Source organism: Pseudomonas sp. RIT357 (genome assembly GCF_000632245.1).
Taxonomy (GTDB): Bacteria; Pseudomonadota; Gammaproteobacteria; order Pseudomonadales; family Pseudomonadaceae; genus Aquipseudomonas; species Aquipseudomonas sivasensis.
On the sequence record NZ_JFYX01000012.1, the window covers coordinates 206,065 to 222,053 of the forward strand.

The window sequence follows — 15,989 nt, forward strand, 5'->3', positions numbered from 1 at the left end:
ATCAATTGCGATACATTGCTAATTGCGCTGAATTTACATTCTTTACACTTTTTGCTTACGGTTTTTACGGACTCGTCCGTCATGGCGTTTTACAGAGCGGATAAGAATCAATACCATTGGCGCCTCTCTGCCTACAGGTATTGCCCCATGCTGCTGCACATTCCCGGCCTGTTCTCTCGCGAGGAAGTGCAGCGCATCCGCCAAGCCCTGGAAAGTGCCGATTGGGCCGACGGAAAAATTACCGCTGGGCATCAGTCCGCCAAAGCCAAACACAATCTGCAATTGCCCGAAGGCCACCCGCTGGCCAAGGAAATCGGCGCGGCGATGCTCGAACGTTTGTGGCAAAACCCTCTGTTCATGTCAGCGGCGTTACCACACAAGGTGTTCCCTCCGTTGCTGAACTGCTACACCGCCGGTGGCAGTTTCGACTTCCATATCGACAACGCCGTGCGTCAGCCTAAAGGCAGTCACGAGCGGGTGCGCACCGACCTTTCATCCACGCTGTTTTTCAGCGACCCGGATGAATACGACGGCGGCGAACTGGAGATCCAGGACACTTTCGGTCTGCAACGGGTCAAGTTGCCCGCCGGCGACATGGTGCTGTACCCCGGCTCCAGCCTTCACAAAGTCAACGCCGTAACCCGTGGCGCGCGCTATGCCTCGTTCTTCTGGACCCAAAGCCTGGTGCGCGAAGACAGCCAGCGCACGTTGCTGTTCGAGATGGACGGCGCGATCCAGCAACTGACCCGCGACGTGCCCGATCATCCCGCGCTGATTCAGCTCACCGGCACCTATCACAACCTGCTGCGTCGCTGGGTAGAGGTCTGAGCATGGGCTTCCTATTGCGCCGCGAAGAGGTGCTCAACGTCGAACAACTGCAAGGCATGCTCGACGACTCACCGGTACGCGCCGCCCAGGCGATTCTGATCGCAGCGAAGGAAGGTGTGGTGGATGCCCAGGCCTTGCTCGGGCAAATCCTGCTGGAGGGACGCGGCATTGCACGCGATGAAGCGCTGGCATTGCGCTGGTTCCGCATCGCGGCTCAGAGAGGGCATTTGATGGCCCGTAATATGGCCGGGCGTTGCCTTGAGCATGGCTGGGGCTGTGCCGTCGATGAAGCGGCGGCGGTGCGGGAGTACCGCTTGGCGGCGCAGGCCGGATTGGATTGGGGGCAGTACAACTACGCCAACTTACTGGCGACCGGCCGTGGTGTTGCTGAAGATCAGCAGCAAGCACTGATGCGTTATCGCCAGGCGGCGGAGCAGGGGCACGCCAAGTCGATGAACCTGCTGGGGCGCTACCTGGAAGAAGGCCAGTTTTGCCCGAAGGACCTGGATGCAGCCGTTGAGTGGTACCGCCGCTCAGCCGAAGGCGGGGATTTTCGCGGGCAGTTCAGTTATGCGGCGGTGTTGGCCGACAGAGGCCAGATCGAGCTCGCCTTGGAGTGGTTGCAGAAAGCACTGGCCGGCGGGAACCTGAAGTTTTTGCGGGTAGCGCACGAGGCGCTGGCTGCGGCCAGCGATCCGCGGATTCGTGCCATGGCGCAGGCCTATCAAGAGCGAGCTACGAGCCTTTGCTGAGGCATAAAAAAACCCATGACACGTCATGGGTTTTTTATTGGCCGGCTACTTACACGTAGAACGACTTCAGCGGCGGAAAGCCATTGAACTCAACTGCGCTGTAGCTGGTGGTGTAGGCACCGGTCGACAACCAGTACAAACGATCACCGATGGCCAGGTTCAGCGGCAGGCCGTACTTGTAGTTTTCGTACATGATGTCGGCGCTGTCACAGGTTGGGCCGGCGATGACCACTTCTTCCATCTCGCCTTTCTTCTCGGTCCAGATCGGGAACTTGATGGCTTCGTCCATGGTTTCGATCAGGCCGGAGAACTTGCCCACATCCGTGTACACCCAACGCTCGACGGCGGTACGGGACTTACGTGCAACCAACACCACTTCGCTGACCAGGATACCGGCGTTGGCGATCAACGAACGGCCTGGCTCCAGGATGATTTCCGGCAGGTCGTCGCCGAAGTCTTCCTTGAGGAAGCGGATGATTTCTTCAGCGTAGGTTTCCAGGCTGTTGGTGCGGGTGATGTAGTTGGCCGGGAAGCCGCCGCCCATGTTGATCAGCTTGAGGTGGATGTTGTCTTCTTCCTTCAGGCGCTCGAAGATCACTTTGACCTTGGCGATTGCCGCGTCCCACACGCTGATGTCGCGCTGCTGGGAGCCTACGTGGAACGAGATACCGTACGGCACCAGGCCCAGGTCACGGGCGAGGATCAGCAGGTCCATGGCCATGTCGGTCTGGCAGCCGAACTTGCGCGACAGAGGCCAGTCAGCGGTGGTCGAGCCTTCGGTGAGGATGCGCACATACACTTTCGAACCCGGCGCGGCCTTGGCGATATTGCGCAGGTCGGCTTCGGAGTCGGTGGAGAACAGGCGCACGCCCTTCTCGTAGAAGTAGCGAATGTCCTTGGATTTCTTGATGGTGTTGCCGTAGCTGATACGGTCGGCGCTGACGCCACGGTCCATGACCTTGTCCAGCTCATAGATCGAGGCGATGTCGAAGCTCGAACCCTTGTCTTTCAACAGGTCGATGATCTCGACGGCTGGGTTGGCCTTGACCGCGTAATACACCTTGGCGAATTCGAAACCGGCGCGCAGGTCATCGTAGGCCTGGCTGATCATGGCGGTGTCGATTACCACGAACGGGGTTTCTTGCTTGTCGGCGAACGCCTTCATTTTGTCAAAAGTGGCGCGCGCGAAATAATCTTCGACGTTGATCGACATGCTGGGAACTCCTAAGGGCAAACTAAAATTAGCAATGGGTGCAAATGAACGTCCTCCGTATCCCCACTTTGGTTCGCCTACTTCCCAAGGCATGTCGCCGAAAGCAAAAAGGCCATGGGATCAAATGCGTCCCTTGGCCTTGCTGTCTCGTCGTCAGTACTTGAGCCGGATGGATCGTTTCCAGCATGGACGTTCGGCGCGAACTTTAGGGCGTGAGGGGCTTGAGATCAACTAAAAATGTCGCGTTTTTGCACGCGTTCGTCGCGCGATGGCGTGCAGCTACTTATGTAACCGACAGGTGTGACGGATTGATGTTCCCCAAAAGGGGACAATTGAAGGGGATTCAGCGCTTTCGTGGCGAAGGAGTAAGTGCCTTCGCCACGAAGGCTATCAGCGTGGGGCAATCAGCCGACAAAACGTCAGAACGGAATCAGGGTGAAGCTATGGGTCTTCTTAATGTCCGGGTATTGAGCCGTGGAAACGATAAATGAAACGTTTGTAGTGCTCTGTACATTCCTTACCGTCAGCGTACCGTTCAGTGGCCCCGGGCCTGATGCGAAGCTGGCCCCTGATGTGCTTGTACTCCAGGTTGTGGTGACGTTTGGAATCGCGGTGCCGCGTTCGTCCACGAGCTGGGCAGCGATCGTCAATTTGAAGTCTTCGCCTCGTTTGACACGCTGTGGTTCAGCGATTCCACCGATGATCATTTCCGCTGGGGCCCGGGTTTTTTCCCCGGAGATTGGAGTGGCCGATTCTTTCGTACTCATAGGGAGCCTCGTAGGTTCAAGACGTTAGGTGCAAGAGCGTTTCGATGTGTCGAGGCGCATTGGAACCTATTCCTGAATCCTTGGAACCTGTGAGTTCTGACAGTCTTTAAGGCTTAGTTAGAATGAGATTTGCGCGGCTTATCGCGTCCTGACTCGGCTCATGCACTGCCGGGTTTGTGGAAAACTCGAACAGTGATGGGCCGTTTCAGCGTGAATGGGTCTAACTGTGCATCAGCTCAAGGCTGTCTCAGCCGGCGAAACGATACTGGTCTTGCCCCCACGGGACTTACCGGAGCTCAGGTACTCGGCAATCGACTCCTGGGTCACTTCACCCAGGAACACCCGCTCGGCATCCATCACCGGCAGCCACGAACGGTTGAACTCGTACATACGCGACAACAGGATGCGCAAGTGCTCGTCATACGCCGCCGTGGCGTTGAATTCGCGCAAGTACTGGCCACAAGTGCCGGTCTGACGGTGCAGGTCGCGACGTCGTACATAACCCAGCGCTTTGTTCTCGGCGCAGGTGACGACCACATAGCGGCGGTCCGTTTCGTCCATCAGCTCCAGGGCATCGGCCACCGGGGTTTCAGGGCTCACCGACGGGGCGTTGTCCGCCGCGTCTTCGGCCTTCACCAGCAGCAGGCGCTTGAGGGTGCTGTCCTGGCCCACGAAGTTGCTGACGAACTCATCGGCCGGGTGCGCCAGCAGCGTATCCGGATGGTCGATCTGCAGCAGCTTGCCGGCGCGGAAGATCGCGATCTTGTCACCCAGTTTGATGGCTTCGTCGATGTCGTGGCTGACCATGATTACGGTCTTGTTCAGCGCGCGTTGCATCTCAAAGAACTCGTTCTGGATCATCTCGCGGTTGATCGGGTCGACCGCGCCGAACGGCTCATCCATCAGCAACAACGGCGCATCGGCCGCCAGTGCGCGAATCACGCCGATCCGCTGTTGCTGGCCGCCCGACAGTTCACGCGGGTAGCGGTGCAGATACTGCTTAGGCTCCAGCTTGATCATGCTCATCAACTCGCGGGCGCGGTCGTGGCATTTTTGCTTGTCCCAGCCGAGCAGCTTGGGCACGACCACGATGTTTTCCTCGATGGTCATGTTCGGGAACAGGCCGATCTGCTGGATCACATAGCCGATGTTGCGACGCAGTGTCACTTCGTCGAGGTCGGTGGTGTCTTCACCGTTAATCAGGATCTTGCCCGAGGTCGGCTTGATCAGGCGGTTGATCATTTTCAGCGTGGTGCTCTTGCCGCAGCCCGAAGGGCCGAGGAATACGCAAATCTCGCCTTCGTTGACGGTCAGGCTTACGTCGTTCACGGCCGAAACAGTTTTGCCGTTGCTTTGAAAAGTCTTGGTCAGGTTTTGAAGTTCGATCATTTGAGCAGTCCTTTTGGAGTCAGCGAGCGTTGCAGCCATTGCAGAAGCAGGTCGGCGAAGATGGCCAGGAGACTGACCAGCACGGCGCCAACGATCAGCATCGACATGTCGCTGCGGCTGATGGAAGCCAGAATAAGTACACCCAGGCCACCGGCGCCGATGGTGGCGGCGATGGTCATGACGCCAATGTTCATCACCACGGCGGTGCGCACACCGGCGAGGATCACCGGCACGGCGATGGGCAGTTCGACCATGCGCAGGCGCTGGCCGAAGGTCATGCCGATGCCTTTGGCGGCCTCGCGAATGCCCGGTTCGACGCCGGTCAGCGCCAAGTAGGTGTTACGCATGATCGGCAACAGGGAGTAGAGGAACACGGCGGTGATCGCCGGCATCGGCCCCAGGCCCTGGCCAAACTTGGAGTAGAACGGCAGCAGCAGGCCGAACAGCGCGATGGACGGTACGGTCAGCAGCACCGTGGCGCTGGCTTGCAGCGGGCCAGCCAAGGTCGGGAAGCGCGTCATCAGCACGCCCAGGGGCACACCCACGACAATTGCCAGAATTACCGCGATGCCGACCAGGGTGATGTGCTGCCAGGTCAGGTGCAGGACTTGGGCCCAATCAAGATGGGAAAAGGCGTTCAGGAATTCCATGTCTTCTCCTTCTTAGTTGATGGGATGTTGGCGCAGGAAATCGGCGGCAACAGCGGATGGGCTTTCATGGTCGACGTCGACCCGCGCATTCAGCTGGCGCATGGTTTCGTCGTCGAACAGAGTGGCCAGCGGCTTGAGCTCGGCAGCCAGTTGCGGGTGCTTGTCGAGGTATTCCTGACGCACCACTGGCGCTGCGGTGTAGTCCGGGAAGTAGTGCATGTCATCCGCCAGCAGCTTGAGCTTGAAGGCGTTCAGGCGACCGTCGGTGGTGTAGACCAAACCGGCAAACACCTGGCCATTACGCAGGGCTGTGTAGACCAGGCCGGCGTCCATCTGCCGCGTGTTCTTGCGGGTCAGGTTCATGTCATACAGCTTGACCATGCCGGCCAAGCCGTCGGAGCGGTTGGCGAACTCAGTGTCCAGGGCCACCAGGCGGTGTTCCTTGGTGTCTTGCGCCATGGCTTTGGTGAGGTCGCTGATGCTGTTGATCTCAGGATGCTCTTCAGCCACTTTCTCTGGCAGTGCCAGGGCGTAGGTGTTGCTGAAGCGCGATGGCGAGAGCCAGACCAGGCCTTTTTTCGCATCGAGTTCTTTGACCCGAGCGTAGGACTGTTCGCTGTTGAGCTTCTCGTCGATGTGGTTGTAGGCCACTAGCGACACGCCGGTGTATTCCCAGATCAGGTCCAGTTGCCCGCTTTCCTGGGCACTGCGCGCCAGGTTGCTGCCCAGGCCGCCGGTCACGCGGGTGTCGTAACCCTTGGTGCGCAGGTACTGGGAAGTGATTTCGGCCAGCAGGGTCTGTTCGGTGAACACCCGTGCGCCGATGCGGATCACCGGTTTTTCAGCGGCTTGCGCAATACCTGCCAACAGCAGGGCGCAGCTCAATATCAAGGTCAGTTTTTTCATGTGAATTCCTTTGCAAAGCCTTAAGACGGACGCAACCCGCGTTCCAGCCAGAGGCGGCTGGCCATGGTCACCAGACCGTCAAGCAGCAAGGCCAGCAACGCGGTGCACGCGGCGCCGAGCAGCAATTGCGGCTGATTGTTCAGGGCGATGCCGGGGAAGATCAGACTGCCGAGGCTGTTTGCACCAATCAGGAACGCGAGCGGCGCAGTACCCACATTGATCGCCAGCGCCACGCGCACGCCGCCGATGATGATCGGCACGGCGTTGGGCAATTCCACACGAAACAGCACCTGGCGAGGCGTCATGCCGATGCCGGTGGCCGCTTCTTTCAGTGAGCCTTGAACGTTTTTCAGGCCTTCGTAGGTGTTGCGCACGATGGGCAGGAGGGACGCGAGAAACAACGCGAAGATGGCCGGACCACTGCCGATGCCGAGGACGCCGAGGGCGATGGCCAGTACGGCCAGGGGAGGGACGGTGTTACCGATGTTGAAGATCTGCATGAAGCGTTCTGCGCGCCCGACCATGTTCGGTCGGCTGAGCAGGATACCGGCGGGGATGCCCACAATCAGGGCCGCCAGCATGGACACTAGAACAAGGATCAAATGAGCTTGCAGGTAAAACAACAAATCGTCGCGGTACAGTTCGATCGTGTTGATGCCGATCCAGTGGACCAGCAGGGCCAGGAGAGCGACGACAACCACTCCTCCTATCAGCCCTTTGCCATAGCGAATAGCCACAGGCGGACTCCTTTTTTCTTTTGTCGGCGAACACATTTCCGAGCGGCAATGCCATTCCTGGCTGTCGGCGAATGTGGTCGCGAAAAGCAGCTCGTCCATACCGGCAACGCGGTATCAATCCGAGCCATGAGCGCAGCCTCGTCAGGCTAACTTGCTGATTTATCAGCCCCTGTTCCGAGTGCGGTAGCAGGGGAGTGGACGTCTCTACCTTTTAAAAGGTTCCATACTTGGCAGCATTTAGCCACCCCTAATCGGGTGAACGGTGGTCCGGCCCCCGGGGTTTGCGCTATACTCGCCGCCCTTTTTTGACTCACCTGCCAGGCGATTTCCCATGACCCACCAGGCCGCCGAAGTCGCGAAACGCCGCACTTTCGCTATTATTTCCCACCCCGATGCCGGTAAAACCACCATCACCGAGAAGCTCCTGCTGATGGGCAAGGCGATCGCTGTGGCCGGCACGGTGAAATCCCGCAAATCCGACCGCCATGCGACATCCGACTGGATGGAGATGGAGAAACAACGGGGTATTTCCATTACCACGTCGGTCATGCAATTCCCGTATCGCGACCACATGGTCAACCTGCTCGACACCCCGGGCCACGAAGACTTCTCCGAAGACACTTACCGCACTCTGACTGCGGTGGACTCGGCCTTGATGGTCCTCGACGGCGGTAAGGGCGTTGAGCCACGGACCATCGCGTTGATGGACGTATGCCGCCTGCGCGACACGCCTATCGTCAGCTTCATCAACAAACTCGACCGCGATATCCGCGACCCGATCGAGCTGTTGGATGAAATCGAAGCAGTCCTGAAGATCAAGGCCGCGCCGATCACCTGGCCGATTGGTTGCTACCGCGACTTCAAGGGCGTGTACCACCTGGCGGATGACTACATCATTGTCTACACCGCCGGCCACGGTCACGAACGCACCGAAACCAAGATCATCGAGAAACTCGACTCGGACGAAGCCCGCGCCCATCTGGGTGACGAGTACGACCGTTTTGTCGACCAGTTGGAACTGGTGCAGGGCGCCTGCCATGAGTTCAATCAGCAGGAATTCCTCGACGGCCAACTGACTCCGGTGTTCTTCGGTACCGCGTTGGGCAACTTCGGTGTCGACCATGTACTCGACGCCGTCGTGGACTGGGCGCCGAAGCCTTTGGCCCGTGTCGCCAACGAGCGCACGGTTGAGCCGGTCGAAGAAAAATTCACCGGTTTCGTGTTCAAGATCCAGGCGAACATGGACCCGAAACACCGCGACCGTATCGCCTTCATGCGCATCTGCTCCGGCAAATACGAAAAAGGCATGAAGATGCGCCACGTGCGCACCGGCAAGGACGTACGCATCGGCGACGCCCTGACGTTCTTCTCCTCCGAGCGTGAACAACTCGAAGAGGCTTACGCCGGCGACATCATCGGCCTGCACAACCACGGCACCATCCAGATTGGCGACACCTTCACCGAAGGCGAAGCGCTGGGCTTCACCGGTATCCCGCACTTCGCCCCGGAACTGTTCCGCCGCGTACGCCTGCGTGACCCGCTGAAATCCAAGCAACTGCGCCAAGGCCTGCAGCAACTGGCGGAAGAGGGCGCCACCCAGGTGTTCTTCCCCGAGCGCAGCAACGACATCATCCTCGGGGCCGTCGGTGTGCTGCAGTTCGATGTGGTCGCCAGCCGCTTGAAAGAGGAATACAAGGTCGAATGCTCCTACGAGCCAATCACCGTGTACTCCGCGCGCTGGATCGATTGCAGCGATAAGAAGAAGTTGGAAGAGTTCTCCAACAAGGCTGTGGAAAACCTGGCGGTCGACGGCGGTGGTCACCTGACCTACCTGGCGCCGACACGGGTCAACCTGGCGCTGATGGAAGAGCGTTGGCCGGATGTGAAATTCCGGGCTACTCGCGAGCACCATTAAGGTCTGTGCGGTAAGAAGAAGGGCGAAGCTGTGATGGCTTCGCCCTTTTTTGTGGGACCTCCCGATGAGTGCCATAGTGGTTTTCTAAATATTTATCTGTGGTTTTTTTCTTATAAAGCAGTAGTCCAAATCCTTCATATAAGTAGCTCTATTCTATTTCTTTGTTCGTCTTGATTTTCATGATGACAAGGGTTTTTCCTACGTCTAGCTTCCATGTCGCGCTACCCTATTTTATGGAGTAACTACAGATGGATAATGCTAACCCGGCAGCGGCGTTAAGAAGCGTGGAAGGAAGAGTCAATGAAAGGGTCGCTATTCTAGAACGCTACTATGATTTACTTTCACAAAGTTCTGCCGGTTTTGAATCGCCTAGCTCTAATGGCGGGTTCGAACCTTCAATGGAACTGCCGTTATTAAATGAGCCTATGCGCCAATTTCTTTCAGTAGCGACAGCGCAGTTTTTTGAGCTTGGAGCGTATAGGGACGTACCACTACGCTTACTTGATCTGAGAGGAAATCCAAATACACAAACAACGAAAACACTTGCATCGACCCTGATAGTGGCTCGCGCTATCTGTCATATCCAGAAAACAGGGGAGAGGATTTTACTGTTTTCACCTTCCTCGGGAAATAAGGCAATAGCATTGCGCGACGCTGTACTGCGTGCCCTGCAAGCAAAATTGGTTGATGAAACACAACTGAGGATTATTACACTGACCCCAACCCAAACTGTCGAAAAACTTAGATCTACAGAACTATATGACAACCCGAGGCTTCGTGCTCTAAATCCAATTTTCGTGCTAGATACGGACTCGCCAGAACGAGTGAAGGTGATCGGTCAGGATTTTAAGGAGGTGTTTTCTAAGGCAGGGATCAGCGACCTAAAGTTATGGCATTCGCTACGCCTTGAAAACTACCGCTTTTCTGACCAAACCCGAGCTTTTTTTGACTTCGAATACGGAGACGCCTGGGATGTGGGCAGAAAAACAGTACATGTGCATGCAGTCTCAAGCGCATATGGACTCTTAGGCTATTTGTCAGGGGTAAAATTTTTAAGGGAGAACAAACACGCTGTAGCATCGCCATCATTTCTATTGGTCCAGCATTTGGCTACAAGTGACATGGTACTCCACATGCTGGATGGTGATTTTTCCGGAACGTCTACGCCTCGCTATTCACGTTTGGTCGGCGGACTATGGGGGCAATCAGCATCCCCACATTTCCCTGCTACGACTTGGAGTCCAAGTGAGGTCCTTGAACCAACTTTTTATACACATCAGCCTACTACTGCTGATGAGATGACTGCAGCAATAAGAGAAGGCGGCGGTTCAGGTATTGTTGTATCTCTTCATGAATGCTTGCAGCGTTATAGCGAGTGCGTGCAATTATTAGTGAATACGCCGGTGAAGCTACCCTCAGACCCTCGGGATCTCAAGGAGTGGTCATTAGTCATGGCGCTCTGCGGGTGTTTGAATGCAATTGATCGTGGATTATTAACGTCGAGTAACGGATGTACCATACATGCTTCTGGCTCCTACTCATGTCAGGATTATAAACGCATCCCTGCAAATGGTTTGACTTATATAAACACTGCTGAAGAAATGCTGGCTTTTTTTCGCTAGCGTTAAGCATAAAGTTGGGTTGTGAGTATGTCGGTAGATAAGTTATGCCATTTTCGCGTTGTCAAGGGGTACTCTGTATTAGGTGAAGAGGCTGAAATTACATATGTGGGTGTCAGAGAGGGGTTGGTCTATATTGCGCCGTTTATAGAAGAGCGTTTTTTCGAACGTTCATCTGTAGTCCGTCAAGGCGCTTTTGAATGGAGGGAGCTTGAATGCTTTCTGCAAATAGTCAAAAGCGAGATGTTATGTCTAATGGCCCCTAAGACGATCATTAGCCACTTTGCGCTGGACAGTGATGTTGTGGGGGTAAGTCGTATCCATCAGGCGGTTGATGTGTCTGGACCCTGGGATGACATAAAGAGCCAGCTGTCTAAGAGAGAGGGTAAGCGGCGAGAGCAATGTGTCGCTCAGGGATTTCATTACAATGTTTCGTTTGAAGATCATGATTTTTTTGAGTTTTATCACTCGATGCATTTGCCAACGATGAAGAGTCGCTATGGAGATCTGGCGCGTAGCGTCGAGGAAAAAGAAGCATACGCTCGCTTGTTCAAACAAGGCGTGTTGTTTCGGATATACGATGCCAAGGAGTGGGTCGCGGGAAGCGTTTCGCAAATTGATAAGTCTGGTCGGATACTAAATGCTCGGCTAATCGGAGTTAAAAATGGGAGCGGTACTTATCGGGTTAACGGCTCTCAAAACTTTGTTTATCACTCAATTATAGAGTGGGCGGCGAATAGTTCAGCTATTGACTATGTTGATTTTCAGGGGTGCGAGCCATTTCTGACTAAGGGGACGTTTCAATATAAAAAACGGTTTGGTACGAGAGCTGTTATTCCGGAAAATAATTTCGGTGATTGGCGTTTGCTTATTCGGATGGCAGCACTTAGCCCCTCAGTCAGGTATTTTTTAATAAATAACCCTCTGTTAATAGAGGCTGGGTGTAAGTCGTTAAAGGCGCTATATTTTTACGATGCAAATAATGTTGCGCGCTTAGATGTTCCGTTCGAGTCAAGCGGAATAGATGGGGCGGTGTTTCGGGATTTGGATTCGCTATATGGTTAGGTTTAATTTCTTTGCCTCTCGACTTAATCATTATTTCAGTCAAGTGGCTTGGGTGCTTGCATCACTGATTTTTATTAATCGAGTGAGCGCCATGGTCAAGCTGTTTATGGCGCTGTATCTCCGTCAAATTCTGGGTTTGCCTATTGAATGGGTCGGCTGGTTGTTGTCGGGTTATGGTGTCGGCCTTTTAGTAGGTTCGTTGGGTGGGGGCTTATTAAGTGATCATGTCCCTTGCGCAAAACTTACTCTAATACTTTTATTCGGATGTGGCATCGTACTGGTTCTCTTGGGGCTTAGTACGAATATGTATGTGCTTGCTGGGCTTCTGGTATTAGGCGGTGTATTTGATGGGGCCGTTCGAACACTGCACCAACGTTTAATCATGGAATATTGTGATGTGATGGAAAGGCCTCGGGCCCAGGCATTGAATCGCGTCGCAGCGAATTTAGGAATGGCGGTTGCAGGGGTGATGGGCGGTGCATTGGCACAAATCGACTTTCGATGGTTGTTTTTTGTCAGTGCTGCGGTGATGTTTTCTGGGCTTCTGTGGTTTGCCTATTCGATTTTACATAGAACTGTAGAAGTGTCGTGTGTTCCAGACGACTTCAATAAGACTTCCCAAAAGCCCTACAGAGACCGATCTTTTCTCTGGCTATTGGCGGCCAGCGTTTTACTTGGACTTGCCTTTGAACCGATCTACAGCATGCTTGGGAATTACTTGATCGACTACTATCACCTCGATGCGGACTTTATAGGATGGCAATTTGCATTGAATGCTGGGTTGATTGTGGTACTGCAAATTCCAATTTCTCACTGGACTGAGCGCTGGGGGGCTCGTCGCCAGATTTTAACCGGCAGTCTGCTGCTTGCTGTTGGGCTAAGTATGTTGCCTTTTGGCTCTGACCCATTTTATGTTTTTATATCGACTGCACTTTGGACGCTTGGCGAAATTCTATTTTTGCCGACCCTCAGCGTACTTGTTATGCAGTTTGCGCAATCTGGTAAAAGCGGGCATTACTTCGGGCTTTTTTCTGTTTGCTGGAGTGCCAGTGCCGTTTTTGGTCCGGCATTGGGCGGACAAATTTACGGTTTGTTCGGTGGGCATAGCATTTGGGTGGTAACAGCTACATTGGCAATGTGTTCGATGCCCTTTATCTATCAAGCTACTCGTTTCGAACCCGAACCCTTATAGATTCCTGGCATTTATGGAGGCGCGTTGGCCGGATGTGAAATTCCGGGCTACTCGCGAGCACCATTAAGGTCTGAGCGGTAAGAAGAAGGGCGAAGCTGTGATGGCTTCGCCCTTTTTCTTGGGCGTTGCAAAACAAATGTGGGAGGGGGCTTGCCCCCGATAGCAGTGTGTCAGCCAGTACATTCGGGGCTGACACTACGCTATCGGGGGCAAGCCCCCTCCCACATTTTTGCTTTCAACAGGCATGGGATTGGCGAGAAGCCTGCATCGGGTCTAGCGTTTACCCACCGACTTTAAAGGAGACCACCGTGCGAAATGTTCAACGCGCCATCCCCCTGGTGTTGCTGGCCGCTCTGGGGCTGACGGCCCTTCCGGCACTGGCGGGCGCAGGAGCGCCGCAGTGGAAGGACACCGGCCCTGTCACCAAGAAGAAGCAAAATGAGGTCAACTCCGGCAGTTGGCAGCCGCAAGCCCAGCCTGCGCCCAAGGAGGATGCGGAAAACCCTTACAACGAAGGCGAAGACAGCGAAACCTACGACGACGGCGATACCTGAGCCCTGGCGCAAACACCGCATCGGGGCTAGCGTCAACGCTGGCGGGGCTGAACAGCTGCCGCGCGGGATTCACCTACTGACTGGACGGAATCAACCATGAGTATTTTTCAACGCGTAGTGTTGTTGATAAAGGTGCTGGTGCTGTTGTCGTTGGGGATGTCGACGGCCTGGGCGCATAACTCGGCGCAGGGCGGTGTGGCGCTGTCGGCGGTGCACAGTGCGCAGGATCTGCAACTGGCCAAGTCCGAGGCTGAACCGGGTGATCAAGACCAAGGCGGCAGCAAGGATGATGAAGACTCCACCACCGATGATCCGGACAGCGATGACCCGGACGATGAAGGCGACAGCCAGACATAAAAAACCCCTCCTGCCAGGCTGATGCGCAACCTGGCGGGAAGGGCTGTAGAACTCAAGCAAGGCTCTGGAGTGAAACCCCAGGGCCTTTTTTGTGGGGATCAGGCCACGAACTGCTCGGCATAGTGGCAAGCCACCTGCCGGTTATCCAAGGAGCGCAATTGCGGCTCCTCGCTGCTGCACCGCGCCGTCGCGTACGGGCAGCGCTTGTGGAAAGCGCATCCTGACGGCGGGTTCAGTGGATTGGGCAACTCGCCGACGATTTTGATCTTCGGTTTGTTCGGATCCGGATGAATGGTAGGGGTGGCCGACAACAGCGCCTGGGTGTACGGGTGCAAAGGGCGCGCGTAGATGTCCTCTTTAGGGCCCACCTCCACTGGACGGCCGAGGTACATCACCATCACGTCATCCGCGACGTGCTGCACCACCGCCAGGTTGTGGGAAATGAACACGTAGGCCGTGTTGAATTCCTGCTGCAAATCCATGAACAGGTTGAGTACCTGCGCCTGGATCGACACGTCCAGTGCCGAGGTCGGTTCATCCGCCACCAGCACTTTCGGTTGCAGCATCATGGCGCGGGCCAGGGCGATGCGCTGGCGCTGACCACCGGAGAACATGTGCGGGTAGCGCTGATAATGCTCAGGGCGCAGGCCCACTTGCTTCATCATCGCCTGCACTTTTTCGCGGCGTTCGGCGGCGGACAGGTTGGTGTTGATCAACAGCGGCTCGCCGAGTTGATCGCCGACCTTCTGGCGCGGGTTCAACGAGGCGTACGGGCTCTGGAACACCATCTGCACGTCTTTGCGCAATTGCTTGCGCTGGGCCTTGTCGGCGCCGGCCACTTCCTGACCGGCGATTTTCAAGGAGCCGGACGACGGTTCTTCAATCAACGTCAGTGCACGGGCCAGGGTAGATTTGCCGCAACCCGACTCGCCTACAACCGCGAGGGTCTTGCCGGCTTCCAGTTCGAACGACACACCATTGAGGGCGCGCACGGTGGCGTGGCCCTTGAACAGGCCACGGGACACTTCGTAGTGACGGGTCAGGTCGCGGGCGGTAAGAACGACGGCCATTACGCCACCTCCTGGTTCAAGGGGTAGAAGCAGCGTGCAAGGCTGTTGGATTTAGGGTCGAGGCCCGGGCGTGTCTGACGGCAGCTGTCCTGCACATACGGGCAACGCGGCGACAGCAGGCAACCCTGCGGGCGGTCATAGCGGCCGGGCACGATACCCGGCAGCGTGGCCAGGCGCGTAGCTCCGAGGCTGTGTTCAGGGATCGCCTTGAGCAGCGCTTCGCTGTACGGGTGTGCCGGAATGTCGAACAGTTGCGGCACTTGGCCGACTTCCACGGCTTGGCCGGCGTACATCACGCACACGCGCTGGGCGGTTTCCGCCACGACGGCGAGGTCGTGGGTGATCAGCACCAGGCCCATGTTCTGCTCTTTCTGCAGGGCCAGCAGCAGGTCCATGATCTGCGCTTGAATGGTCACGTCCAACGCGGTGGTCGGCTCATCCGCAATCAACAGTTTCGGTTCGCCGGCAATGGCCATGGCGATTGCCACACGTTGGCTCATGCCGCCGGACAGTTGGTGCGGGTAGGCTTCCATACGGCTGGCGGCGCCTGGGATTTCGACCTTTTCCAACAGCTCGATGGCACGCTTGCGCGCTTGCTTGCCGGACATTTTCAGGTGCAGGCGCAGCACTTCCTCAATCTGGAAACCCACGGTGTAGCTCGGGTTCAGCGCAGTCATCGGGTCCTGGAACACCATCGCCAGGTCTTTGCCGACGATCTGGCGGCGCTGGCGGTTGCTCAGTTTGAGCATGTCCTTGCCGTCAAAGTTCAGGGCGTCGGCGGTAACGATGCCGGGATGCTCGATCAGTCCCATCAGCGCCATCATGGTCACGGATTTACCCGAGCCCGATTCGCCAACGATCGCCAGGACTTCGCCTTTGTCGACCGAAATGTCGAGGCCATCGACCACTGGCACGGCGGTCTTGTCGCCGAATCGTACGTTGAGATTCTTGATTTCTAACAGTGACATGGGAATC

At 56.1% G+C, this 15,989-nt stretch carries 16 protein-coding genes; 8 read left to right on the plus strand and 8 right to left on the minus strand.

Annotated features, from left to right (window positions below; translation table 11 throughout):
* The first annotated feature begins 147 nt into the window (after positions 1–147).
* Entirely contained in the window at positions 148–828 is a 681-nt protein-coding gene (locus BW43_RS17125; protein ID WP_032886214.1) for a Fe2+-dependent dioxygenase, read from the plus strand.
* A 2-nt stretch (positions 829–830) separates the two neighbouring features.
* Positions 831–1,580, plus strand: a complete 750-nt coding sequence (locus tag BW43_RS17120) for a tetratricopeptide repeat protein (protein WP_032886215.1) — start codon at positions 831–833, stop codon at positions 1,578–1,580.
* Between the two features lie 49 nt (positions 1,581–1,629).
* Here BW43_RS17120 and BW43_RS17115 read toward each other — a convergent pair whose 3' ends face one another.
* The 6 genes from BW43_RS17115 to BW43_RS17090 form a co-directional block, all read right to left on the minus strand.
* Positions 1,630–2,793, minus strand: coding sequence for a type III PLP-dependent enzyme (locus BW43_RS17115; RefSeq protein WP_032886216.1), 1,164 nt, complete (start codon positions 2,791–2,793; stop codon positions 1,630–1,632).
* A 419-nt stretch (positions 2,794–3,212) separates the two neighbouring features.
* Positions 3,213–3,560 carry a hypothetical protein gene (locus tag BW43_RS17110; protein WP_032886217.1) on the minus strand — a complete coding sequence of 116 codons (348 nt, stop codon included), beginning with the start codon at positions 3,558–3,560 and terminating at the stop codon, positions 3,213–3,215.
* A gap of 231 nt (positions 3,561–3,791) precedes the next feature.
* Positions 3,792–4,949 carry a betaine/proline/choline family ABC transporter ATP-binding protein gene (locus BW43_RS17105; protein ID WP_032886218.1) on the minus strand — a complete coding sequence of 386 codons (1,158 nt, stop codon included), beginning with the start codon at positions 4,947–4,949 and terminating at the stop codon, positions 3,792–3,794.
* Positions 4,946–5,599 (minus strand): ABC transporter permease, encoded by a 654-nt coding sequence (locus tag BW43_RS17100; RefSeq protein ID WP_027604864.1) that lies wholly within the window; start codon positions 5,597–5,599, stop codon positions 4,946–4,948. Before BW43_RS17100 ends, BW43_RS17105 begins: the two co-directional genes overlap by 4 nt.
* A gap of 12 nt (positions 5,600–5,611) precedes the next feature.
* Positions 5,612–6,505 carry a glycine betaine ABC transporter substrate-binding protein gene (locus tag BW43_RS17095; RefSeq protein ID WP_032886219.1) on the minus strand — a complete coding sequence of 298 codons (894 nt, stop codon included), beginning with the start codon at positions 6,503–6,505 and terminating at the stop codon, positions 5,612–5,614.
* A gap of 20 nt (positions 6,506–6,525) precedes the next feature.
* Positions 6,526–7,242, minus strand: coding sequence for an ABC transporter permease (locus BW43_RS17090; protein ID WP_032886220.1), 717 nt, complete (start codon positions 7,240–7,242; stop codon positions 6,526–6,528).
* Between the two features lie 331 nt (positions 7,243–7,573).
* On the opposite strand from BW43_RS17090, the gene BW43_RS17085 reads away from it, so the two are divergent.
* From BW43_RS17085 to BW43_RS17065, 6 genes are all read left to right on the plus strand, one after another.
* Complete coding sequence (locus tag BW43_RS17085; protein ID WP_032886221.1) at positions 7,574–9,157, plus strand: peptide chain release factor 3; 1,584 nt, start codon at positions 7,574–7,576, stop codon at positions 9,155–9,157.
* A 248-nt stretch (positions 9,158–9,405) separates the two neighbouring features.
* A complete protein-coding gene (locus tag BW43_RS28300) occupies positions 9,406–10,779 on the plus strand; it encodes a DUF6002 family protein (protein WP_081797679.1) in 1,374 nt (457 codons plus the stop codon).
* Positions 10,780–10,806: 27 nt separating this feature from the next.
* The gene (locus tag BW43_RS17080; RefSeq protein ID WP_032886222.1) at positions 10,807–11,841 is read left to right on the plus strand and encodes a hypothetical protein; all 1,035 of its coding nucleotides are present in this window, start codon (positions 10,807–10,809) and stop codon (positions 11,839–11,841) included.
* Positions 11,834–13,033, plus strand: a complete 1,200-nt coding sequence (locus BW43_RS17075; RefSeq protein ID WP_032886223.1) for an MFS transporter — start codon at positions 11,834–11,836, stop codon at positions 13,031–13,033. The genes BW43_RS17080 and BW43_RS17075 overlap by 8 nt, the downstream gene beginning before the upstream one ends.
* Before the next feature lie 308 nt (positions 13,034–13,341).
* Positions 13,342–13,587 (plus strand): hypothetical protein, encoded by a 246-nt coding sequence (locus BW43_RS17070; protein ID WP_032886224.1) that lies wholly within the window; start codon positions 13,342–13,344, stop codon positions 13,585–13,587.
* Between the two features lie 96 nt (positions 13,588–13,683).
* Positions 13,684–13,944: a hypothetical protein gene (locus BW43_RS17065; protein WP_032886225.1), complete on the plus strand. Its 261-nt coding sequence runs from the start codon at positions 13,684–13,686 to the stop codon at positions 13,942–13,944.
* Between the two features lie 98 nt (positions 13,945–14,042).
* On the opposite strand, the gene BW43_RS17060 is transcribed toward BW43_RS17065, so the two are convergent.
* Both BW43_RS17060 and BW43_RS17055 read right to left on the minus strand, forming a co-directional pair.
* Complete coding sequence (locus BW43_RS17060) at positions 14,043–15,014, minus strand: peptide ABC transporter ATP-binding protein (protein ID WP_032886226.1); 972 nt, start codon at positions 15,012–15,014, stop codon at positions 14,043–14,045.
* Positions 15,014–15,982: an ABC transporter ATP-binding protein gene (locus BW43_RS17055; RefSeq protein WP_032886227.1), complete on the minus strand. Its 969-nt coding sequence runs from the start codon at positions 15,980–15,982 to the stop codon at positions 15,014–15,016. Before BW43_RS17055 ends, BW43_RS17060 begins: the two co-directional genes overlap by 1 nt.
* Between the last annotated feature and the right edge of the window lie 7 nt (positions 15,983–15,989).